24 protein-coding genes are annotated in these 21,275 nt (G+C 67.9%); 12 read left to right on the forward strand and 12 right to left on the reverse strand.

The genetic code is table 11. The features are described 5' to 3' along the window. The first annotated feature begins 95 nt into the window (after positions 1 to 95). Both ACFVVI_RS34990 and ACFVVI_RS34995 read left to right on the forward strand, forming a co-directional pair. Positions 96 to 542, forward strand: coding sequence for a Zn-ribbon domain-containing OB-fold protein (locus ACFVVI_RS34990; protein ID WP_378996296.1), 447 nt, complete (start codon positions 96 to 98; stop codon positions 540 to 542). Beyond that, positions 535 to 1,737, forward strand: a complete 1,203-nt coding sequence (locus tag ACFVVI_RS34995) for a lipid-transfer protein (protein WP_387449185.1) — start codon at positions 535 to 537, stop codon at positions 1,735 to 1,737. The genes ACFVVI_RS34990 and ACFVVI_RS34995 overlap by 8 nt, the downstream gene beginning before the upstream one ends. 69 nt (positions 1,738 to 1,806) lie before the next feature. Here ACFVVI_RS34995 and ACFVVI_RS35000 read toward each other — a convergent pair whose 3' ends face one another. Next, entirely contained in the window at positions 1,807 to 2,460 is a 654-nt protein-coding gene (locus ACFVVI_RS35000; protein WP_387449188.1) for an FMN-dependent NADH-azoreductase, read from the reverse strand. Between the two features lie 133 nt (positions 2,461 to 2,593). On the opposite strand from ACFVVI_RS35000, the gene ACFVVI_RS35005 reads away from it, so the two are divergent. The 5 genes from ACFVVI_RS35005 to ACFVVI_RS35025 all read left to right on the forward strand — a co-directional run bounded on the left by ACFVVI_RS35005 (position 2,594) and on the right by ACFVVI_RS35025 (position 6,805). Next, a complete protein-coding gene (locus tag ACFVVI_RS35005) occupies positions 2,594 to 2,935 on the forward strand; it encodes a winged helix-turn-helix transcriptional regulator (protein WP_378996302.1) in 342 nt (113 codons plus the stop codon). Between the two features lie 207 nt (positions 2,936 to 3,142). Next, the gene (locus tag ACFVVI_RS35010; protein ID WP_387449253.1) at positions 3,143 to 4,915 is read left to right on the forward strand and encodes a hypothetical protein; all 1,773 of its coding nucleotides are present in this window, start codon (positions 3,143 to 3,145) and stop codon (positions 4,913 to 4,915) included. Then, a complete protein-coding gene (locus ACFVVI_RS35015; RefSeq protein ID WP_387449193.1) occupies positions 4,912 to 5,106 on the forward strand; it encodes a hypothetical protein in 195 nt (64 codons plus the stop codon). The genes ACFVVI_RS35010 and ACFVVI_RS35015 overlap by 4 nt, the downstream gene beginning before the upstream one ends. Further along, on the forward strand, positions 5,103 to 5,480 hold the full coding sequence (locus ACFVVI_RS35020) for a hypothetical protein (protein WP_387449196.1): 378 nt from the start codon (positions 5,103 to 5,105) through the stop codon (positions 5,478 to 5,480). The genes ACFVVI_RS35015 and ACFVVI_RS35020 overlap by 4 nt, the downstream gene beginning before the upstream one ends. Beyond that, positions 5,477 to 6,805, forward strand: a complete 1,329-nt coding sequence (locus tag ACFVVI_RS35025) for a hypothetical protein (protein ID WP_387449198.1) — start codon at positions 5,477 to 5,479, stop codon at positions 6,803 to 6,805. The genes ACFVVI_RS35020 and ACFVVI_RS35025 overlap by 4 nt, the downstream gene beginning before the upstream one ends. 5 nt (positions 6,806 to 6,810) lie before the next feature. On the opposite strand, the gene ACFVVI_RS35030 is transcribed toward ACFVVI_RS35025, so the two are convergent. Next, positions 6,811 to 7,953 carry a serine hydrolase domain-containing protein gene (locus ACFVVI_RS35030; protein WP_387449201.1) on the reverse strand — a complete coding sequence of 381 codons (1,143 nt, stop codon included), beginning with the start codon at positions 7,951 to 7,953 and terminating at the stop codon, positions 6,811 to 6,813. Positions 7,954 to 8,140: 187 nt separating this feature from the next. Here ACFVVI_RS35030 and ACFVVI_RS35035 point away from each other — a divergent pair, with 187 nt between their 5' ends. After that, a complete protein-coding gene (locus ACFVVI_RS35035) occupies positions 8,141 to 8,785 on the forward strand; it encodes a GNAT family N-acetyltransferase (protein ID WP_387449204.1) in 645 nt (214 codons plus the stop codon). 50 nt (positions 8,786 to 8,835) lie between these two features. Here the strand turns inward: ACFVVI_RS35035 and ACFVVI_RS35040 are convergent, their stop codons facing one another. The 3 genes from ACFVVI_RS35040 to ACFVVI_RS35050 all read right to left on the reverse strand — a co-directional run bounded on the left by ACFVVI_RS35040 (position 8,836) and on the right by ACFVVI_RS35050 (position 10,724). Next, entirely contained in the window at positions 8,836 to 9,108 is a 273-nt protein-coding gene (locus tag ACFVVI_RS35040) for a hypothetical protein (protein ID WP_378996315.1), read from the reverse strand. Continuing rightward, positions 9,098 to 9,664 (reverse strand): RNA polymerase sigma factor, encoded by a 567-nt coding sequence (locus ACFVVI_RS35045; RefSeq protein ID WP_387449207.1) that lies wholly within the window; start codon positions 9,662 to 9,664, stop codon positions 9,098 to 9,100. The genes ACFVVI_RS35040 and ACFVVI_RS35045 overlap by 11 nt, the downstream gene beginning before the upstream one ends. Before the next feature lie 298 nt (positions 9,665 to 9,962). After that, positions 9,963 to 10,724: a class I SAM-dependent methyltransferase gene (locus ACFVVI_RS35050; protein ID WP_387449210.1), complete on the reverse strand. Its 762-nt coding sequence runs from the start codon at positions 10,722 to 10,724 to the stop codon at positions 9,963 to 9,965. Between the two features lie 153 nt (positions 10,725 to 10,877). On the opposite strand from ACFVVI_RS35050, the gene ACFVVI_RS35055 reads away from it, so the two are divergent. Then, entirely contained in the window at positions 10,878 to 11,768 is an 891-nt protein-coding gene (locus ACFVVI_RS35055; RefSeq protein ID WP_387449212.1) for a ribonuclease Z, read from the forward strand. A 38-nt stretch (positions 11,769 to 11,806) separates the two neighbouring features. Here ACFVVI_RS35055 and ACFVVI_RS35060 read toward each other — a convergent pair whose 3' ends face one another. After that, on the reverse strand, positions 11,807 to 12,217 hold the full coding sequence (locus ACFVVI_RS35060; RefSeq protein WP_387449215.1) for a hypothetical protein: 411 nt from the start codon (positions 12,215 to 12,217) through the stop codon (positions 11,807 to 11,809). Positions 12,218 to 12,291: 74 nt separating this feature from the next. Continuing rightward, positions 12,292 to 12,945, reverse strand: coding sequence for a TetR/AcrR family transcriptional regulator (locus tag ACFVVI_RS35065; protein ID WP_387449218.1), 654 nt, complete (start codon positions 12,943 to 12,945; stop codon positions 12,292 to 12,294). 93 nt (positions 12,946 to 13,038) lie between these two features. On the opposite strand from ACFVVI_RS35065, the gene ACFVVI_RS35070 reads away from it, so the two are divergent. Further along, positions 13,039 to 13,410, forward strand: coding sequence for a nitroreductase family deazaflavin-dependent oxidoreductase (locus tag ACFVVI_RS35070; protein ID WP_387449221.1), 372 nt, complete (start codon positions 13,039 to 13,041; stop codon positions 13,408 to 13,410). 47 nt (positions 13,411 to 13,457) lie between these two features. Here ACFVVI_RS35070 and ACFVVI_RS35075 read toward each other — a convergent pair whose 3' ends face one another. Both ACFVVI_RS35075 and ACFVVI_RS35080 read right to left on the reverse strand, forming a co-directional pair. Next, on the reverse strand, positions 13,458 to 13,994 hold the full coding sequence (locus tag ACFVVI_RS35075; RefSeq protein ID WP_378996331.1) for a DUF3145 domain-containing protein: 537 nt from the start codon (positions 13,992 to 13,994) through the stop codon (positions 13,458 to 13,460). A gap of 103 nt (positions 13,995 to 14,097) precedes the next feature. Continuing rightward, positions 14,098 to 14,913 carry a serine hydrolase domain-containing protein gene (locus tag ACFVVI_RS35080; protein ID WP_378996333.1) on the reverse strand — a complete coding sequence of 272 codons (816 nt, stop codon included), beginning with the start codon at positions 14,911 to 14,913 and terminating at the stop codon, positions 14,098 to 14,100. A gap of 39 nt (positions 14,914 to 14,952) precedes the next feature. Between ACFVVI_RS35080 and ACFVVI_RS35085 the strand changes: the two genes are divergently transcribed. Further along, positions 14,953 to 16,149, forward strand: coding sequence for a serine hydrolase domain-containing protein (locus ACFVVI_RS35085; RefSeq protein WP_387449225.1), 1,197 nt, complete (start codon positions 14,953 to 14,955; stop codon positions 16,147 to 16,149). Positions 16,150 to 16,226: 77 nt separating this feature from the next. On the opposite strand, the gene aztD is transcribed toward ACFVVI_RS35085, so the two are convergent. The 3 genes from aztD to aztB form a co-directional block, all read right to left on the reverse strand. After that, positions 16,227 to 17,387, reverse strand: coding sequence for a zinc metallochaperone AztD (gene aztD, locus ACFVVI_RS35090; protein ID WP_387449228.1), 1,161 nt, complete (start codon positions 17,385 to 17,387; stop codon positions 16,227 to 16,229). Positions 17,388 to 17,413: 26 nt separating this feature from the next. Next, positions 17,414 to 18,286 (reverse strand): zinc ABC transporter substrate-binding protein AztC, encoded by an 873-nt coding sequence (aztC, locus tag ACFVVI_RS35095; protein ID WP_387449256.1) that lies wholly within the window; start codon positions 18,284 to 18,286, stop codon positions 17,414 to 17,416. A gap of 152 nt (positions 18,287 to 18,438) precedes the next feature. After that, on the reverse strand, positions 18,439 to 20,598 hold the full coding sequence (gene aztB / locus ACFVVI_RS35100; RefSeq protein WP_387449231.1) for a zinc ABC transporter permease AztB: 2,160 nt from the start codon (positions 20,596 to 20,598) through the stop codon (positions 18,439 to 18,441). Between aztB and aztA the strand changes: the two genes are divergently transcribed. Then, the gene (gene aztA, locus ACFVVI_RS35105) at positions 20,590 to 21,267 is read left to right on the forward strand and encodes a zinc ABC transporter ATP-binding protein AztA (RefSeq protein WP_387449234.1); all 678 of its coding nucleotides are present in this window, start codon (positions 20,590 to 20,592) and stop codon (positions 21,265 to 21,267) included. The genes aztB and aztA overlap by 9 nt on opposite strands. Positions 21,268 to 21,275 lie beyond the last annotated feature (8 nt).

Here is a 21,275-nt window from a genome sequence, read left to right on the forward strand (position 1 = left end):
ATCGCATCCTCGATCCGCTCACCGTACCCGCGCCCGAGCAGCGCTGGAACGGAATTCCGCCCCAAAGTAGAACGTGTTCCTATACCGTCGGCCACGTGCAGAAAGAACAACGCCCCGCCGTGGCTGACTGGTTCACTGCGGACGACGGCCAGGTACGCCTCAAAGGAACTCGCTGCAACGACTGCGGCACGCCGTACTTCCCGAAGAACACACTCGCCTGCCGCAACCCCCAGTGCACAGGTACCCACGACGGCTCCGAGCTCGTCGAGTACCTGTTCTCCACGCGCGGCCGGATCTGGTCGTACGCCGACGCCCGGTACAAGCCGCCCGCGCCCTACGTCTCGGCCGATCCCTTCGTGCCCTATGTCGTCGCGGCCGTGGAGCTCGAGGTCGAGCAGATGGTGATTCTCGGGCAGGTCGTGCGCGGTCTCACCGTCGATGATCTGGCCGTCGGCATGCCGGTCGAATTGACCGTCGGGACGCTGTACGAGGACGAGGACGCAGAACACACGGTGTGGATGTGGAGGCCGGTCAATGACTGATACGAATGATCGCGACATCGCCGTCCTCGGCGCGGGCATGCACCCGTGGGGCAAGTGGGGGCGCAACTTCGTCGAATACGGTCTGGTGGCCGCGCGTGCGGCGCTGGCCGATGCCGGGCTGAACCACCGCGATGTCGGCTACATCGCCGGCGCCGACACCATCCGCAACGGCTATCCCGGCTTCGTCTCGGGCGCGACTTTCGCGCAGGCGCTCGGCTGGTCGGGTGCGCAGATCTCGAGCAGCTACGCCGCCTGCGCCTCCGGTGCGCAGGCCATCGCCAACGCGCGCGCCCAGATCCTGGCCGGGCTGTGCGAGGTGGCGCTGGTGGTCGGCGCGGATACCACGCCGAAGGGCTTCTTCCAGCCGGTCGGTGGCGAGCGCCGCGACGACCCCGATTGGTTGCGCTTCCATCTGCTCGGCGCCACCAACCCGATCTATTTCGCGCTCTACGCCCGCCGCCGCATGGCGTTGCACGGCGCCACTCTCGACGACTTCGCCGCGGTGAAGGTGAAGAACTCCCGGCACGGCCTGAACAACCCGAATGCCCGCTACCGCAAGGAAGTCTCGGTCGAGGAGATCTCCGCTTCGGCGATCGTGTCGGATCCGTTGCGGCTGCTCGACATCTGCGCGACCAGCGACGGCGGGGCCGCGCTGGTGCTGACGTCGATGGACTACGCACGCCGCCACGGCATCGCCGATCCGGTGCGCATCTCCGCGCTGTCGACGGTGACGCCGACGTTCCCGAAGACCGTGCTCGATCTGCCGGATTTCTCGACGGATTCCGCCGTGGCCGTCGAGCCCCCGTCACGCACCTTCCGGTCCGCCATCGCGCACGCCGCCTACGAGGAGGCCGGAATCGGTCCCGCCGACCTGTCCTTCGCGGAAGTCTACGACCTCTCCACCGCGCTGGAACTGGACTGGTACGAGGACATCGGGCTCTGCGAGACGGGTGCAGCGGAGGCTCTGCTGCGCAGTGGCGCAACGACATTGGGCGGACGGGTACCGGTGAACCCCAGCGGCGGACTCGCCTGCTTCGGCGAGGCCATCCCCGCACAGGCCATCTCCCAGGTCTGCGAGCTCACCTGGCAGTTGCGCGGCCAGGCCGACGGCCGCCAGGTGGACAACGCCCGCGCGGGCATCGCGGTGAATCAAGGTCTCTTCGGCCATGGTTCGGCGATCATCGCCACTCGCTGACCCTGAATCACTCAGGTCGGTTACCGAAACCCCGGGCCATGTCCGGGGTTTCGGCGTGATAGCCGCTGCTCAGCCCGCCAGATCGACAACTTCACGCTCGAGAGTCAGGTCGGCTACCCGGTCGCGGGCGCGTTCGAGGGACCGTTGGAGGCGCTCCCCGCCGAATTCGTCGTTGCCGGTGTACACGAACTCGACCTCGTCGATGCCGATGAAACCCAGAGCCGTGCGCAGGTACGGCTCCACGTGGTTCATGCTCGCCAGCGGACCGCCCGTCTCGTAGCCGGCGTCGCCGGTGCCGACGATGACGAAGGCGCGCTTTCCGGAGGTGAGTGGTGTGTACGGAGCCGCGGCCTCGGGATCGAAGGAGAAGGTGCGCCCGACCCGGACGATCTGGTCGATGTAGGCCTTCAGCATGGCCGGTACCCCGAAGTTGTACATGGGGACTCCGAGTACCAGCACGTCGGAGGCGAACAGCTCGTCCACCAGCTGGTCGCTGTAGGCGAGGGTGTCGCGCATCTGCGGGGTGCGCGCCCCCGGTGGGGTGAAAGCGGCGGCGATCCACTCCTCGGTGAGGTGCGGAGGCGGTTCATGGCCGAGGTCGCGGCGGATCACCGTGTCACCGGGCCTGCCCTCGCTCCAGCGCGCGACGAACTCCCCGACCAGCGTGCGGGTGTGGGAGCGCGATCGGCGCGGGCTGGCATCGAGCTGAAGTAGCTGGGCCATCTCTGAAACTCCTGTCGGGACCGAATCTGCTTGCTGGATCGAGCCTGCCCGACGGGGAATATCCGCGTAAGAACGCACATTTCTGTTACCCAGTACCCTTTTTCATACCTTTGCCGGTGAGACGAGGATGTGTATGGCCAAACGTAAGCAGGATCTCGATTTCGACTGCCCGGTCGAGGTCACCCTCGATGTGATCGGCGGCAAATGGAAGGGCATGATCGTCTTCCAGCTGAGCGAGGGTACGGCCCGGTTCACCGAGATGCGCCGCGCCATGACGCACGTGACCCAGCGAATGCTGACCGCGCAGCTGCGCGAACTCGAGCGCGACGGCGTGCTCACCCGCACCGTGTATCCGGAGGTCCCACCCCGGGTCGAGTACGAGCTGACCGAGTTCGGCCGCGGTCTCGTCCCGATCATCGAGCTGATGGAGACCTGGGGCGAGCAGTACCGGGAGCAGCTGCGTCCGGCCGGGTAGACACCTGGCGCGGCTGAGCGCTCGACCGCGACCCGCGCGCGGGGTATCGGTGTAGCGCGGAATTCGGGATACTGTTCGTTACCCCGCAGACCGGGCGCTTCGACATATCGGAGGACTGCCGTGGCCACAGTGTTGAGCGATCCGTCGACGATCCTGGCCGCCCCGGGCACCGAGGGTGGTGGCGCTGCCCTCGATCAGGTGGCGCTGATGACCGGAGCTGCCGCGGTGGTCGGCGCGGTGCTGCTGTGGGTGGCCTACCTACATCGGACGCGACGCATCACCTGGCTGCAACGGCTGGCCGACTTCAGCGGCCGCCTCATGAACCGTCCCGGCTGGGTGGCGCTGCCGATCGCGATGTTCCTCGCGACCATCCTGACCGCGTTTCTCGGCTTCATCTGGGACGTGAGCCTGCATGTCGGCAAGGGCCGCGACGACGGGCCGCTGGCCAACCCGGCGCACTATTTCATCCTCGTCGGCCTGTTCTTCCTCTTCATGGCGGGCATGCTCGCGATCATCCTGCCGCTCGACGAGAAGCCGGGCAGGGCCGCGGTGAAGATCACCCGCGACTGGTACGCCCCTGTGGGCGGCATCTTGATCGCCGGTGCCGGCCTGTACGCGCTGATCGGTTTCCCGCTCGACGACATCTGGCACCGGCTGTTCGGCCAGGACGTCACGCTCTGGGGACCCACCCACCTCATGCTCATCGGCGGCGCCGGTCTGTCGCTGATCGGGGTGCTCCTGCTCGAACTCGAAGGCCGCTACAACCGGCCCGACCCCGAACGGACCGACGGGCGGATGCTGTGGGCGATCCAGGCCTTCGCTTTCGGCGGCCTGGTGATCGGGCTGTCGGTGTTCCAGGTGGAGTTCGACTTCGGCGTCGAACAGTTCCGGCTGGTGCTGCAACCGATGTTGATCGTCTTCGCCGCCACGATCGCGCTGATCTCGGCGCGGTTGACGCTCGGCCCACTCAGCACACTGCTGCTCGTGGCCTTCGCCTTCTGCGTGCGGTCCATCGTGGCGGTCCTCGTCGGCACCGGATTCGAGGCGCCACGCAATGTGTTCCCGCTCTACCTCGGTGCCGCGATCGTGGTCGAACTGCTCGCCCTTGTTCCGCTGATTCGCCGACCGCTCTGGTGGGGTGCGCTCACCGGGCTCGGTGTGGCGACGGTGGGCATCTGGCTCGAATCGCTGTGGATCGAGCGGATGTTCGTCAATCCCTGGGTCGGCGGGATGTGGCTGGAACTGCTCGCGATGGCGGTGCCGGTCGGTGTGGCGGGCGGTGTGATCGGCGCGATGCTCGGCACCGTCTTGCGCGGCGAGGCACTGCCCAGACGTGCGGTGCGGCGTGGACTCGTGGTCGCCGCGGTGGTGATCGCGGCAGCGGCGACCGCGAACGGGCTGATCATCCGGGTACCGGAGAACGCGTCGGCGACAGTCGCGCTGACCGACGCCGATCCCGAGCAGGGTGGGCGGATGGTCACCGCCGACATCCGGCTCTCCCCCGGCGATCTGATCGGTTCCGATCCGGAGTGGGTGGAGATCCTGGCCTGGCAGGGCGGTACCGGCGACGACAGCCCCGGCCACGGCCTAGTCGTGGACAAGCTGCGTCGCGTCGCCGACGACCGCTTCGTCTCCACCCGGCCCGTACCCGTGCACGGCACCTGGAAGACACTGCTGCGACTGCAGGACGGGCGCATGCAATCCGCGCTCCCGATCTTCATGCCGCTCGATCGCGGCATCGGCGCCGCGGAGGTGCCCGCGCCCGCGAGCTTCACGCGGCCGTTCGTCGAGGAGATCTCGGTCCTGCAACGCGAGCGGTCCTTCGATCATCCGTCCTGGCTGATCGGGCTGGCGGGCCTGGTGGTGCTGGCGTGCAGCCTGGCCTTGATCGCGGCGATGGCGTGGGGTGCGGCCCGCGTCAACGACCGGTATCTGGCGGCGGGCAGCACACCGGACCAGCGGGCGACGGTCGGACCATGATCGGCCAGGAGCACGTCGACATCCTCGCCGACCACTCCCTCCTGCTGGCGATCCCGGCCTTCCTGCCCGCGGTGGCACTGGTCGGCCTGGTGCTGTTCATCGCGATGCGTGACCGGCGCGCGGAGAAGCGCGAAAACGAGGACGCACGAGCACAATCCGTGCCGATCGACCGCACCGAGGAGAATCCGTGACCCCTCGTCGGCTCCGGTACGGCTTTGTCACGGTCGCCGCGGGTTCGCTGCTGGTGGGCTGCTCATCGGGTGCGGAGTCCGAGCCGGCCGGCGAGCCCGCGAGCACGGCCCGCATCATCGACATCCGGATCGCGAACGGCGCGGTGTCCCCGGCCAATACGCGCACCGAAACCACGGCCGGGCAACGCATCGTGCTGCGGGTCGACAGTGACGCCACCGACGAACTGCATGTCCACTCGGCCCCCGCGCACACCTTTCCCGTCGCCGCGGCGTCGGGCCAGCGGTTCGACTTCACCGTGACGGTGCCGGGCCGGGTGGAGATCGAGCTGCACCACCTCGGACGGACGGTGACGACGCTGCTGGTCCGGCAGTGAACTCCCTCGCCCACGGCCTCAACGGCGCCGCTGACCTGCCGATTCCGCTCACCTACGCGTTGATCGGCGCGGCGTGGGCGCTCACCTTCTCGTTCGCCCTGCTGTTCCTCGCCTGGCGTCGACCCCGGCTCGACCCCGACTCACCGGGATTCCCACTGCCCATGCCGGTTCGCCGGATGATCGACGCCCGCGCGACGCGGACGGTCATCGCCGTGGCGAGCGTGGTGGTCACCGGCTGCGTGCTCGTCATCGCGGTGTTCGGCTCCTCGGATCCGGCCCTGAATCCGGTGCCGGGAGTGCTGTACATCGGCGTCTGGGTCGGGGTGATGGTGGCGTCCCTGCTGATCGGACCGGTCTGGAAGGTCGCTTCGCCGGTCCGGGCGATCCATCGATTCGGCTGCCTCCTGCTGCGGCGCCCGCCGGAGCAGGGACTTCTCCGCTATCGCGAGGAGTGGGGCTACCTCCCGGCCGCTGCGGGCCTGTTCTCCTTCGTGTGGCTGGAATTGGCTTGGCGCGCACCGGGGTCGGTGAGCTCGGTGCTCACCTGGCTGCTCGGCTATCTGGTCGTGACCACGATCGGTCTCACGCTGTTCGGCACCGTCTGGGCAGAGCGGGCCGATCCGCTCGAGGTGTACAGCACGCTGCTGGCGCACCTGAGCGCCTACGGCCGCGACCACGCCGGGCAGCCGGTGTTGCGGATGCCGCTGAACAATCTCGCGGGGACTCCCGGACTCGCCGGATCTGTCGCGGTCGCGGCGACGCTGCTCGGATCCACCGCCTTCGACAGCTTCTCCGCTTTTCCGCGGTGGCGCGAACTGGTCGACGATCTGGCTCCGGTCGTCGACGCGACACTGGTGCGCACGGCCGGACTGCTGGTCTTCATCGGGGCGGTGGGCGGGTTGTTCTCCGTCGCCGCGCGCGCCACCGGCGGCCTCTCCCCCGCCGATCGAGCGCTGCTGCCGCGGCGGCTGGCACTCAGCCTCACCCCGATCGTGGCGGGCTATCTGATCGCCCACTACCTCACGTTCCTCCTCGAGAAGGGGCAGGCGACAGTACTGCTGTTCGCGGACCCACTCGACCGTGGATGGAACATCGCGGGCCTGGCCGATCGAGACGTCGCCTACGTGCTGTCGAGTCATCCGAGCGTGCTCGCCACCTGCAAAGTGCTCGCTGTCCTGATCGGCCACATCCTCGGCGTCGCCGCCGCGCACGATCGCTGCCTAGTTCTTCTCCCACCGCGTCACCGGCTGACCGGCCAGCTGGCATTGATGCTGACCATGGTCGGCTTCACGTTCACCGGGCTGTATCTGCTGTTCGGGGGATAGCCGAGTCAGGGGCACAGGGCGCGGGTCAGGATCGCCATCAGGTCCGGCTGTTCGCTGGGCGGCTCGGTCCAGACGATCGTGGCGGCCCGCCCGTCGGTGGTGGCGCCCGCGAAGGTGGCGTACCCGGTGATTCCGCCGGTGTGCCCGATATAGCGGGTGCCGCAGGACAGTTCGGCCGACATCACGCCGAGACCGTATTCGGGCATGCTGTCCACGCCGGTCGGCAAGGTGGCGAGCATCTGCTGCAGTTCCGGTTCCGCCACCACCTTTCCCGCCACCAGGTCGAGGAAGTATCGGTTCAGGTCCTCGCCGGTGGAGACCAGGGCGCCTGCCGCCCACGGCACCGAGGGCTCGATCCGGGTCACATCGGTGCGGGTGCCGTCGATCGGCGCGTAGCCGTGCGGGTGCGGACCGCGGATATCGTGCTCGCCGGTAGCGGGCAGGTACGTGCCGGTCAAACCCAGCGGGCGAATGATCCTGTCCTGCAAGGCATCCGCATAGGGGCGTCCGGTGACGCGCTCGACGAGCATCGCGGCAACCAGATAGTTCGTGTTCGTATAGGTGAAGCGGGCACCCGGTGCGAACTTCGCCGGCCGCCGCAAGGCGATGGCGAGCTGTTCGGCGGGTGTGAACGTCCGATGGTCGAGAGCGGCGCGGTATTCGTCGATCTCCGGTGCGTCGGCGAACTCCGGTAACCCGCTGCGGTGCTGCAGGATCTGACGCACCGTGATGGCCCGTCCGTCGACGCCGTCACCGACGATCGAGCCGGGCAGATAGGTATCGATCGGCTCGTCGAGTTGTATTCGCCCCTCGGCCACGAGTTGCAGCACGATCGCCGCGACAAAGGATTTCGACACGCTGCCGACCCGAACCCGCTGCGGCGGCTCGACCGGAATCGGCACCCCGGTGGCCTGATCGCCGACACCGGCGGCCAACGTGGTGGTCTTGCCGTTCTCGGTGAGTGTCGCGATCACCCCCGACACCCCCGAGGCCACTGCCGCGTCGATGTCGTCGCGCACCCGCTGCACCCGGCCGGAGGATTCCGCGCGGTTCTCGGAGGGCGAGACCTCGGGACCGTCCGCCGGACTCGCACACCCCACCAAGGAGACGACAACCGCCATCGTGGCAACGATCGAGAATCTGCGCATCATCCAACCCTAGGAATCCCCCACCGTCCACACATCCGGAACAACCCTGGACCACACCCGGAGATCACGCGGAAGCCGCGCTCGGTCCGGACAGCGGGTTCGCACCCTCGGTTCAATTGCGGCGCTGGGGATTCACTGCCATTGAAAATGAGGTGAGAAGGGTCGGGTCCGCCCCGCAGAATGACTCATGCTCACCGATCACTGGCCGCTGTTCGGACTGCGACTGTCCACACCCCGCCTGGAACTGCGCTTGCCCTCGGATGCCGAGCTCGCCGAGCTGGCCGAGCTCGCGGCCGACGGCGTCCACGCCCCTGACCGCATGCCGTTCGCCGTCCCGTGGACCGACCTTCCTCCCCGCGACCGAGCACGCTCGGTGGTCCAATACCACTGGCTCCGACTCGGCAACTGGTCCCCCGGCAACTGGACGCTGAACCTCGCGGTCTTCGAGCACGGCCGGATCGTCGGACAGCAGGCGATCGCCGCCCGCGACTACGCGACGTTGCGTGAGGTCGACACCGGCTCCTGGATCGGTCTTCGACATCAAGGGCGAGGCATCGGCACCGAAATGCGCGCAGCGGTCCTCCACCTGGCCTTCGCAGGGCTCGAAGCCACCGACGCAACGTCCGGCGCCTTCGCCGACAACTCGCCATCGTTGCGAGTCTCCGAGAAGCTCGGCTACGAGCCGGACGGGATCCGGCGCCTCACTGTGCGCGGGAAGGCCACCGTCCAGCGCCGAGTTCGTCTCTCGCGCGCGAAATGGGAGAGCCTGCAGCGAACAACCGTCGAGATCGATGGACTCGCACCGTGCCTGCCCCTGCTCGGCGCGGTGTGAGCTGCTTCGAGCGGTCGGCCGGATCGGCGACCGCTCGAAGCCGTCAGCTCCTAGGAAGCGACTCGGTGGGTGTCGCTGACGGTCAGCGTGCACTGGCCGCCGTCGCAGGAGCGCTGGAGCCGACCCCGCGAGAGGGTCTGCATCAGTCCGATCGCCCAGCACGTCGGACACCCGCGCAGTGCGATCAAACCCACGGGCAGCAGCAACAAGCTGATCGGCCCGACCACCGGGATCAACGCCACCGACCCGATCAGCGCGCCGAACCCCACCCCGCCGCGCACCAGGTGCTCGACCATGGACTTACTCGCGAAATCATCGCTCATCATTTCCTCCGGCAGCCTCATCAGGCGTGGCCTGTAGCGCGTGTTGAACTGTCGCCCGGGCCCGGTGCAGCCGTGACTTCATCGCCGCCGTACTGAGCCCGAGCGCATCGGCGACCATCCGCCCGCTGTAGCCCTGGATGTCGCGCATGATCAGCACGCTGCGTTGGTCGGCGGGCAGATCGGCGACCGCGGCCGCCACCCTGCCCGCTTCCAGACGTCGCAGTACTTCGTCCTCGGCCGAAGCAGCCGCGATGGTGTCCTGCACGAGGACTCGTCCCGGCAGACCCGCCCGCGCCCGACGCAGGCACTCGTTGCGAACGATCCGGAACATCCACGACGCCAGCGCACCCGAGGCCCGCAACATCCCGATCTTGCGATACAGGATGATCAGCGCCTCCTGCGCCGCATCCTCAGCGTCTTCCGGTGTGGCACACAGGGAATGGGCGAAGCGCTGGATATGTGGATGCGAACCCGCCACCAGCGCCGCGATCGAATCCACGTCACCACCCTGCGCGGCGACGATCAATCGCTCATCGGGCCACCGCGACTCACCCACGCCCAGCTCGTTTGCGCTTCACGACCACCATGCACGTGCAGAGCAACACCAGACCGACGACAACACCGATACCGATGACCACAACAAACCTCCGTGTCCTGTCCCGACGTCCGTCGCGACACACATAAGAGGCACCGGCTCCCCGAAAGGATTCACCCGTCCCGAAACTCGTCGGCAATCGACACGCCCCTCGGCATCGTTCGAATTTCGTGCTGTCCGGCTCCTTCCTCGGGCTGCGGTTCGTCCGTCGCCGCTGCAGCCGCCGCGGACCTGCGAGCAAAGATCCCCGAAGGCCCCCTCAAGGACGACGAGCGGTGATGAGCCACGAGCGTGAGTCGAAATACACACCGGTTTCTGTCTCATGGTCGGCCAGGATCTCGCGCAACCGTGTGCGGGCTCGGTCGGCTTTCGTGGGCTCGAGCGCGGTGAGGAAGGCTGTGAAACCTGTCAGGCGGATGAGGTTGTCGTAGGCGGCCGCGCTGTCGGGACCGTAGTAGACGGGGTCGTCGATCTCGGTGAAGTCGATGTCGGTGAAACCCGCTGTCGTCAGCATGGATTCGGTCGCGGTCCGGTCGGCCAGCGAGAAGGGTCCGCGGCCGGGCGTGGCGATCGACGCGGCGAGGACGTCGCTGAACACCGTCGCCCATTCGTTGCGGTCGTGGCTTTGCCAGACCAGCCACGCGAGACGACCGCCCGGACGCAATGCGCGTGCGATGTTGGTGAACGCGGCGACCGGATCGGCGAAGAACATCACCCCGAACCTGCTGATACAGAGGTCGAAGTACAGGGGCGGAAAGGTGTTCTCCTGCGCATCGGCCAGCTCGAAACTGACATTCGACGGCCCTTCGTCGGCGCTGATGCGACGGGCCTGTTCGAGCATCACCTCCGAGATGTCGACCCCCACCGCACTCCCGTCGACGGCCGCGCGAGCCGCCTCGCGCGTGGTCTGTCCTGTGCCGCAACCGATGTCGAGCACGCGATCACCGGCTCCGACGCGCGCGGCCGCGAAGAAGTGAGCAGTGTGCAGACGTAGTTCGGCGTCGTAGTCGAACAGATCCATCGTCGTCCTCCGGAAGCTGTGTCATCGGTACGGGCCTCGGCGGGCGGCACGCACTCGGTCCATCTCACCATCACCTTCCTCCGCGCACCCGGTCGTCGCGTCCGTCATTCGAATCGACGTGACACCGACACGGCGACCCGCCAGGATGGGTCGATGTCGACACGAGAACTCGTCGTCCTCGGCACAGCCGGGGCTGTGCCCACCCGCCGTCGCAACCACAACGGCTACCTGCTGCGCTGGGACGGGCAGGGTGTGCTGTTCGATCCCGGCGAAGGCACGCAACGTCAGATGGCGCACGCGGGCGCCTCCGCGACCGAACTGAATTGGTTGTGTATCACCCATTTTCACGGTGACCACTCGCTGGGTGTTCCAGGCATCGTGCAGCGGCTCGGACGCGACGGGGTGCCCCACGGCGTGCATGCCGTCTACCCCGGCGAGAACGCCGAGTACTGGGAACGACTGCGGTACGCGACAAGCTACTACGGCTCTCCCACGCTGATCGAGCACCCGGTGAGCGGCCCCGGCGAAACCCTGCAGGGCAACGGTTTCACCCTCACCGCGCTTTCCCTCGCCCACAGCATCCCCACGTACGGCTATCGCCTCGCCGAACCGGACAGCCGAACGTTTCTGCCCGAGAAGTTGCGTGAGCACGGCATTTCCGGCGCCGCGATCCGCGAGCTGTCCGGACCGCTGCTGGAGGAATGCTCGGCGCCGAGGCCGGGCCAGAAGGTCGCGTTCGTCATGGATACGCGCCTGTGCGACAACGTCTTCGAGCTCGCCGATGGCGTCGACATGCTGATCATCGAGTCCACCTTCCTCGACTCGGAGACGGATCAGGCGCACGAACGCGGCCATCTCACGGCGCGTCAGGCGGGCGAGGTCGCGCGTTCCTGCGGTGTGAAAACCCTTGTTCTGACGCATTTCTCGGAGCGCTACACCGAAAGCGAGGACCACCTGTTCATCGAGCAGGCCGACTTCCCCGGCGCCGTCCTCGCCCACGATCTCGACCGTGTCGCCCTCCCGCCGCGACGCACAGGCGAGTGAGGACAGCCGCGGCACACCGGCCGCGGCTGTCAGCGAACCTAGAAGCCGAAACTTCCGGTCGAGGGCGTCGCGGCCGGTACGGTGACCGTGACCAACTCGGAGAACGCGAACTCGGCGCCGTTGACGCAGCCACCGCGGGCGGTGATCGTGCTGCCGGGCTCGAGACCGTCGAGCGAGGTCACGACCGTCTTGCCGGGGTCGGCCAGCGATTCCGGGGCGCTGTCACCGAAGAACACGTGGTTGTTCTCGGGACCGACGCCCGCTTCGGCCCAGCACTGGCCCCGGTCGTTCGGGTTGCGCAGGGTGGCGGTGACGGTGCCCGCCGCGGTACCGGCGAAGCTGATCTCGGGCGCTACGAACGGGGTCGCCGCGCTTGCGGGCGCGCCGGGACCGAAGGCGACCGCCGCGGCTGACGCGGCGAGGATGGCTCCAGAAATTCGTCTGTTCATCACACGTTTGATGCTGCACCACAGAGGATTTCGAAACAAGGACGGCGGTGCCCCAGCAATCGGGGGCTGGCGCCTCAGCGCGAAGCTCGGCGCGCTTCGAGCCCATCCAGGATCAGATCCAGACCGAACCCGAACTCGCTCGAGTAGTCGTACCCCGGTCGCAGTGCGTGGTCGACGATCATCTCGGTGAGATACGGCAACTCGCCTGCCGGAAGGTTCGCGAGGATGCCGCCCGCGACTTCCTCGACGTCGGCAGGCACAGACACGGGCAGGTTCGCCTCCTGCAGGACGAACCCGCCGACGTAGCTGTCGATCAGCGAGACCGCGTGCGCGGCCATCGGCAGCGAGAACCCGGCCTCGCGAAGAACTCCGAGAACAGCGTCGTGATGCCGCAGCGTCGCCGATCCGGGATTCCGGCGGGAATCCATCAGCCCGAGCGCCCAGCTGTGTCGCGCCAGTACCGAACGCGCCGAACAGGCCCTGTCGCGGATCGCCTCCCGCCACTGCGCACTGTCCGCCTTCGGCAACTCGATCGCCGCGAACACCGCGTCGACGACCCCGTCGAGCATCGCGTCCTTGTTCGGCACGTGGTTGTAGAGCGACATCGCCTCCACGCCCAACTCCTGCGCCACCCGCCGCATCGTGATGGCCTCCACTCCCCCACGGTCGGCGACCCGGATCGCGGCCTCCAGCACACGATCGCGGCTGAGCGGTTGCCGTACAGGCATGGGACCTCCTCGGTGACGAAGTGTTGACAACCTTACAGGTGTAAGTCAGCCTTACAGGTGTAAGTCACACCGACCCGAACAAGGGAGCACCTCATGCCTATTCCGATTTGGTGGGGCCACATCAACAAGCGCGTCTTCAACCCCCGCGCTGTCGCAGGCGGAAAATGGCCGGTCCTCACCCACACCGGCCGCTCCTCGGGAAAGACCTACCGCACCCCACTCGACGCCCACCCCGTCGACGGCGGCTACTTGTTCGTCCTCGTCTACGGATCAGCCTCGGACTGGGTGCAGAACATCCTGGCCGCCGGCACCGCGCAACTCCGCAAGGACGGCCGGGAAGTAGCCCTCACCGCACCCCGCGTCGTCGGCAGAGACGAAGCGTTCCAGGCACTTCCCCCGGAAATCCCCCGCCCACCGAAACTCCTCCGCATCACCGAGTTCCTCCGCATGGACCTCGCCGACTGACCTCGACCGGCCGGTCACGATGAACGCCGCGGCACACGGTTCAGGGTTCAGCCCACATCCCGTCGCAGCCAGGTGACTTCTGCGCCGACGTTGTCGGTCCCTTGACGGAACGCCTCGAGATCCTCGTCCCAGGGTGCGCCCAGCGCTCGGTCGAGTTCGGTGGAGAGGTCGAAGGTTCCGTGGACGTCCAGTTCTTTGGCGGCTTGGAGTAAGGCGCGTAATCGCATCTCGCCCAGCATCACGTCACCGTTGGCGCCGGTGGATCCGTGCCAGAGGCCGAGGGCGGGCACGAAGCTGTAGCGTTCGCCGTCGACGCCTTCGCTGGGGTCCTCGGTGACTTCGAAACGGAGTACAGGCCAGGTGCGCAATGATTGGGCTATCCGGGCCGCGGTGCCGACGGGGCCGACCCAGTCGCTGCTGGCGCGGAGTTGTCCGTCGGCCGGTTGGGTGTTCCAGCGCAATTTCGCGGGGGACGACAGCGCGGTGGACAGCGCCCATTCCACGTGAGGGCACAACGCGGCGGGCGATGAGTGGATGTAGACCACACCCGCCGTCGCGTCAGCGAACTGACTCGATGCGCGCACTTACCAACACCTCCAGCCTCGACAAGGAACGTCTTCCCCAACGGCCCGTCGTGGTCTGGCGTGGCACGAGTGTACTGAAGTGTGCGGTGTTGCGCGTGTTACTTTACTGCGTGTTATGTGTCTCTGCGATAACGGAATCGCTGAATTTCGGCCACGCCGCTCTGGCCCAGTCCCCGAAATTCTCGTCGCTCAACGCGATTGTCGCCACTCCGATTTCCGGATCGACCCAGAGGAACGTGCCGGACTGCCCGAAGTGCCCGTAGGTACGGGCGGAATTGGTTGCCCCCGTCCAATGCGGGGTTTTCCCGTCGCGGATTTCGAATCCCAATCCCCAGTCGTTGGGGCGCTGGGAGCCGTATCCGGGCAGGACTCCGTTGCGGTCGGGGAATTGCACCGAGGTCGCGTCGTCCAGAGTTTGCTGAGATATCAATTGAGGTGTCAGCAACTCGGCGGCGAATAGCGTGAGGTCGGCGAGGGAAGCACTGCCCGCATGGCCGGCGGAACCGTCGAGGACCGCCGTGCGCATACCGAGCGGCTCGAAAACCGCCTCGCGCAGATACTGCGGGAATTCGATCCCGGTGTGCTCGGTGAGGAAATCGGCGAGCAGTTCGAAGCCCGCGCTCGAGTAGATACGCCGGGCCCCTGGTGCGGCGAGAACTTCGGGAGTGGCGAACGCGACGCCCGAGGTGTGGGCCAGCAGATGCCGCACGGTCGAACCGGGCGGACCCGCCGGTTGGTCGAGTTCGACCGCGCCTTCCTCGAGCGCCACGAGGGTGGCGTAGGCGACGAGCGGTTTGGTGACCGAGGCCAGCCGGAACACCCGTTCGGTGTCGCCGATGCTCGACACCGTGCCTGCGGTGACGACGGCGGCGGCGGCGTTCTCGACCGGCCAGTGCTGAACCTGCTGCAACGATCGCATATCGGCAGCGTACGAGACGCGGCTACGATCGTGGACACCATGAGTCCCGCACCATCGATCCACGGCGACGTGGCGGCCGGTTTCGGCCCCGTCGCCGACGCCTTCCGCCGCAACTTCACCGAGCACGGCGAGATCGGCGCCGCCGTCGCCGTCTACTCCGGTGACCAACCCCTGGTCGACCTGTGGGCAGGCCATCGCGACCGCAAGCGCGAGGTGGCCTGGGAGCGCGACACGATCGTGCCGGTGTTCTCCTCGTCGAAGGGAATGTCGGCGTTCACCCTCGCGACGGCGGTATCGCGGGGGCTGCTCGACTACGAGGCCCCGGTGGCGAAGTACTGGCCGGAGTTCGCCGCGCACGGCAAAGAGCGCATCACGGTGCGTCAGCTGATCGACCATCAGGCCGGGCTGTCGGGACTGGACCGGATCGTGAAACTGCGCGAACTGGTCGACCGCGATGCCCTCGGCGAGCTGCTGGCCGCGCAGAAGCCGGCCTGGGAGCCGGGCACTCGGCACGGTTATCACGCGCTCACGCTGGGGCTGTATCAGAGCGAACTGCTGCGGCGGGTGGATCCGGCGGGCCGAAGTCTCGGGCGATTCTTCGCCGAGGAGATCGCCGCCCCGGTCGGCGCCGATCTGTTCATCGGACTGCCCGAGACCGAGTCGATGGACCGGGTCGCCCAGCTCTCGGCGACCAAGGGCTGGGACATCTGGCGCTATGAGTGGCGCGATCTGCCGCTGCGCATCGGCGGTGAGGTCTATGCCAAGCGCGGATACTCCTACGCGGCCCTGACCAATCCGCGCCCCGGCGCTCCCGCCCGCGCCGCGCGACGGGAGTTCCTAGACATCGAATGGCCCGGCATGAACGGCGTCGGTAATGCCCGCGCGCTGGCGAAGGTCTACGGCGCCGCCGCGGGCCGCACCGGTGTGCTGCCGATCAGCGAGGACGTTCTCGACCTGCTGGCCGCCGCCGACACCGCCGACGATGTGCCCGCCGACGATCTGGTGCTGCACACCAAGAGCCGCTACCACCTCGGTTTCCGCAAGTCGCGCGGCACGTTCCGCTTCGGCTCGGACAAGCGCGCGTACGGCACCACCGGTTTGGGCGGCTCCTTCGGATTCGCCGACCCGGCAACCGGAGTGGGCTTCGGCTACAGCATGAATCGCCTCGGTATGGCGATTCTCGACGATGTGCGCAGCCGCAACCTGCGCGAGGTCGTCGTGCGGTGCGCCGCCTGAGTCCACGATCCGAACCGACGAGCACCACGCTCGCCCGGTGTCCCCGAAACGAACACGGGCGAGCGTGGTGACCTCGATCAGTGCGCGGTGACGCCGGTCAGCTCGTTCGGCGTGGCGGCCAGAGTGGCGCTGGCGGTGATGTTTCCGGCGGCCAGGTCGACACGGTGCACCTGCTTGGACGCGGGGTCGCTCACGTAGGCGACGCCGTCGCGAACGAACAGGTTCGGGCGGGCGACCTGCCAGTCGAGCGGCTCCTGCCAGCTGCCGATCACGGGAATGGTGCGAACCACCGCACCCGCGACGGGGTCGATGACGTGGATCTTGCCGTCGGTGCCCAGCACCAGCGCCTCACCCTGCGGGCCGCGGGCCAGCGAACGGAAGGTGTAGCTGGTGCCGATGTCGACCAGTCGCAGCGTGCCGTCGACGGTGTTCACCAGCGAAATCTGCTGCGGGCGTTCGAGTTCGGCGTCTTTGTCCTGCTTGTAGTCACCGAGCACGATCGGCGACGCGTCGCTGCCGGACATGTTGCCGATCCGCCCGTAAGCGGTGGGGCTGGTGACCTTGGTGATCTTGCCGTCGCGGTAGACGAGGGCGCCGGTCTGGCAGCCGATCACGACCGCCTCGCCCTGGGCCGCCGCTTCGCCGTGTACGCCGGGGCAGTCCTCGTTGCGGGTGAGCTCCTTGCGGTCCTTGTCGAGCGCGACGACGCCGACCCGCTTGTCCTCGGTGCCGAGGGTGAGCACCATGTTCCCGTTGCTCAACTCGATCGCGACACCGTGGTGCGGGGCGGCGGCCTTGTAGACCTCCGTCGGCTTACCGCTGTCGACCTGCGCGGTGTCGAGGACGGTGACCTCACCGGAGCCGTCGGCGAACAGCACCGTCTTACCCGCGTGCCGGACGACGTGGCCCGGCTTGGCTGCCGGGAACTGGGTTCCGGTGAACGCGGCCTCATAGGCGTCGAGGACGCGGAAGCCGTCCTTGGTCGACACCATCAGATGGTCGTCGTCCCCGACCGGGTTGAGCCGGTTGTAGCCGTCGATCTTCACCTCGCCCCGCTGGGCCAGTGACGCGCCGTCGAGGACGTAGATGCCGCCGTCATAGGTGAGGGCGATCGGTTCGGCACCGGGCGTGTGCGGGTGGTCGTGACCGGAATCCGCTGTGCCGCAACCGCTCAGCGCCATCGCCGAGGCGAGTGCCGCGGACAGGGCCACCATGGTGGTGGTCCGTGACCTGTTCATGTAGTGCTCCATCTCTTGTGCGTGCATTACGTGCTTGGCCCGGATAGACCACGGGCGATGGCCTCGGTGTTGGCGCGAGCCATCTCCAGATAGGTGGCCGCGCCGTCACCGGGCGCGGTGAGCGACTCGGTGTGCAGGGCGATCACCTGCACCTGTAGCCCGGTGTGTTCGGCGAGGACGCGCGACAGCCGATCGGGCTGTGCGGAGTCGGCGAAGATCGCGCGCACACCCGCGGTCCTGATCGCGGTCGCGAGGTCGTCGAGATCGGAGGCGCTCGGCGAGGCCAGGGTGGTGCCGCTGGGGATCACCGCGCCGATCACCCGGAATCCGAATCGCTGTGCGAGATACCCGAAGACGTGATGGTCGGTCACCAGCTGCCTGCGCTCGGCCGGGACGGCGGCGAACCGATCGGTCATCCACCGGTCCAGCTCGTCGACCTCGCCGAGGTAGCGCTGCGTGTTCGCCCGCACCGCGTCGGCGTCGATGCCGTCGACCCGGGCGAGCACCTCGGTACTGATCACCTCGACAGCCGTGCGCACCCGGCGCGGATCGGTCCAGAAGTGCGGATCGGGTTGTCCCGCCGACTCATCGGAGGTGTAGGTGATCGGATCCACCCGCTCGGCCACGGCGAGGGTGGGAACCCCGGCACCGGCGGCAGCCCCCACGTGCCGGGCCACACCTTCCTCGAGCCCGAGCCCGTTGTGCACCACCAGCGCCGCTCGCTCGATCTCGGCTGCTTGACGTGCGGAAATACCGAACGAATGCGGATCGGCCCCCGCCTGCATCAGCACCGTCACCGGCACCGTGTCACCGACGACGGCCCGGGTCAGATCGCCGAGGATGTTGGTGGTCACCACGATCCCGGACCGCTCGGTCGCGCTGCTGCACGCACTCACCAGCGGCACGAGCAGCGCAGCCGCGAACAGGAGCGGGACTGCGCGGCGGATCGTCCCCGTGATTCGACCAATGTCGTAGCGGCGAAGCGGTATCGACGGCACGGCAGTTGCCCGCCGTCGGCTCGAGGGCAGAACGTGAGAGATGTGCGCGCGCTTCACAGGCCGGTCTCCACCATCAGCGAGGGCGCGATGTCCAGCGAGAACGTGCGCGCGACGCGAAGATTGTCGTTGTAGGCGATCTCGTGGACGGTGCGCGCCCGAGAGTCGTTGATGTAGGCGCGCTCCGGGTCGACACTGATCACCGGGTCTCCTTCGACGGGTCCGGCGATGAGCGCGGTCCGCGTCGTCTCCGTGCCGGTGCCGGGGTCGATGCCGTGCAGCACGCCATCGCGGGTGAGCACCAGCAGCGGCGATCCCTCACCGGCGGTGTTCACCGCGACCGCGCCGGAGATCGCGACACGAGCCCAGGTCTTCTTCCTGATGTCGAGCGTCCACACACCATCGCGGCCCGCGAGCGCGGTCAGGGTGGTGCTGCCGGGGCGGTGGGTGAAGGCGCTCGCCCGGTCCGAGGTCTGGGCCGGATAGGGAATCTTCTCGGCGACGACCTCGCCCTCGCGCTGTGCCACCACGACCGCGCCGTCGGCACAGCCGAAAACTACTCCGCGCCTGGTTACGGCCTGCCCTCTCAGCTGCGGACACGTGGCAGCCTGCACTCGCCCGGCCGCGCCGTCACGCCCGCGCACCTCGACTCGACCCGAGCTGTCAGCCACCACGATCCGCTCGGCATACGGCACCGCGATGCCCTCGATGCGGCGTTGCGTCTGGACGACGCCGCCGTCCAGCGCCGGACGGTCGAACAAGATCGACGCGCCGGAGTCCAGCACCACCGACGCGACGGCAGCATCGCTGTACGCCCCGACAACCCCGCGGGCGCCTTCCGGTGCGGGAGAAACACTTGCGGCGCCAGGCCCGGTAGTCGCACCACTGTCGGTCGCGGCAATCGCACCGATCTCCCGCACGGGGGCCTTGTAGTAGTGCCGGTGGTCACCGTGGTCGACGGTCCACGCCCCGCTGTCCACGACCTGGATAGACCCACCTGAACTCAGGTACGCGAAACGCCCATCCCCCACCACTCCCACGGTCGACGCCTTCTGGTCGCCACTGCTCGGTGACGGCGCAGCACCACCTGGTGCGCTCGAATGCGGTTGCGCTCGAGCACTTTCCGATGAACCGACGGCAACTGTCGTGACCTCCCCACTCGACAGATCGATCACCCGTACAGCCCCGGCCCCGTCGGTGACAACCACGCGTGTCTGAGCCTCGCTCATCTCCTCCGCGCCCGCGACGAACCCGTGCGGCGCCGTCTCCTCGACGATCGGCACCTCCGTTGCCCCGCAGCCGACCAACGGCACAGCGGCGAGCGCGACCACGCCCACCCGACCGACCCGTTCCCGCACCGCGGAAACGAGCGCGGACACGAAGAACGCGCCGACGGCCACCGCCGCGATGGTGGCCCCCGCCGCGGTTCCCGCGTGCCACGAAATGACCAGTCCCCCCACGGTGGACAGCCCACCGATCAACGCGGCAATCGCCATCACCACCGGCACCCGGTTCGACCAGAACACCGCGGCGGCGGGCGGTGCGATCAGCAATCCGAAGACCAGCAGCGTCCCCACGACATGAAACGACGCCACGATCGCCAGGGTCACCAACCCCACCAGCGCCGCGTGCGCCGGCTTCGGACGCAGGCCGAGGGTGTGTGCCTTACGTGCATCGAAGGTCAGCGCGACGAACGCGCGATGTCCGAGCACCGCCACCACCAGCGCGACGCCAAGGGCCGCAACGAGATACCACAGGTCGACGGCACGCACGGCGAGCACATCACCGAACAGGAACCCGGTCAGATCCACCGCGAAGGACTGCGACCGCGACACGATGATCACCCCGGTCGCGAGCATCCCGACGAACAACAGCCCGATCGCGGTATCCGGCGCGAACCGCTTGCCACGGCTGAGCAGCGACACTCCGGCGGCCATCGCGGTGCAACTGATCGCGGCGCCGATCATCAGGTTCCCGCCGAGCAAGGCGGCGACCGCGACGCCGGGCAGCATCCCGTGCGCCATCGCGTCGCCGAGAAATGCCATGCCGCGCACCACCACCCAGGTCCCGGCGAGGGCGCACACGCACGACACGAGCAGCCCACCCCACAGCGCGCGTTGCACGAAAGCCACCTCGAACGGGGCGAACAGCCAATCCATAGCGCGAGACGATATACTGAAAATGATTATCGTTTCAATTGAGGTGAGATGCAGCACACAGATGACGCAGCAATCCGGATCGAGCGGCTGACCGCCGGTTACGCCCGGCGGCCCGTACTCCACGAGGTGACGGCCACGATCCCGCGGGGGCAGGTGACCGCGATCGTCGGACCCAACGGCTCGGGGAAATCGACCCTGCTCGGCGTTCTCGCCGGCACCGTGGCGGCACAGGAGGGGACGGTGCACCGGTCCACCACCCGGCGACCCGCCTTCGTGGTGCAACACACGGCCATTCCGCCGACGCTGCCGATCACGGTGCGAGAAGTGGTCGCGATGGGGCGCTGGGCACACCGCGGACCGTGGCGGCGTCTGACCCGTGCGGATCGCGAGATCGCGCGCACCTGCCTGGAACGAATGGAGCTCGCCGACCTGGCGACCCGGCGGCTCGACACCCTCTCGGGCGGTCAGCGCCAACGCGCCTTGCTCGCACAGGCTTTGGCGCAGGAGTCCGATCTACTACTGCTGGACGAGCCGGCGGCAGGCTTGGACGAGGCGTCTCAGACCGAGATCTCCCGGGTTCTGGCGCAGATCAGCACGGAAGGCGTGACTGTCGTCCAGGCCACCCACGACCTGGACGAGGCGAGCCGGGCAGACCACTGTCTGCTGCTGCGGGACGGGCGACTGAAGGCCGCGGGTCATCCGGAGAAAGTGCTGGTCAGAGCCTAGAGTCGAGG

This window comes from Nocardia sp. NPDC058114 (genome assembly GCF_042884695.1).
Classification (GTDB): domain Bacteria; phylum Actinomycetota; class Actinomycetes; order Mycobacteriales; family Mycobacteriaceae; genus Nocardia.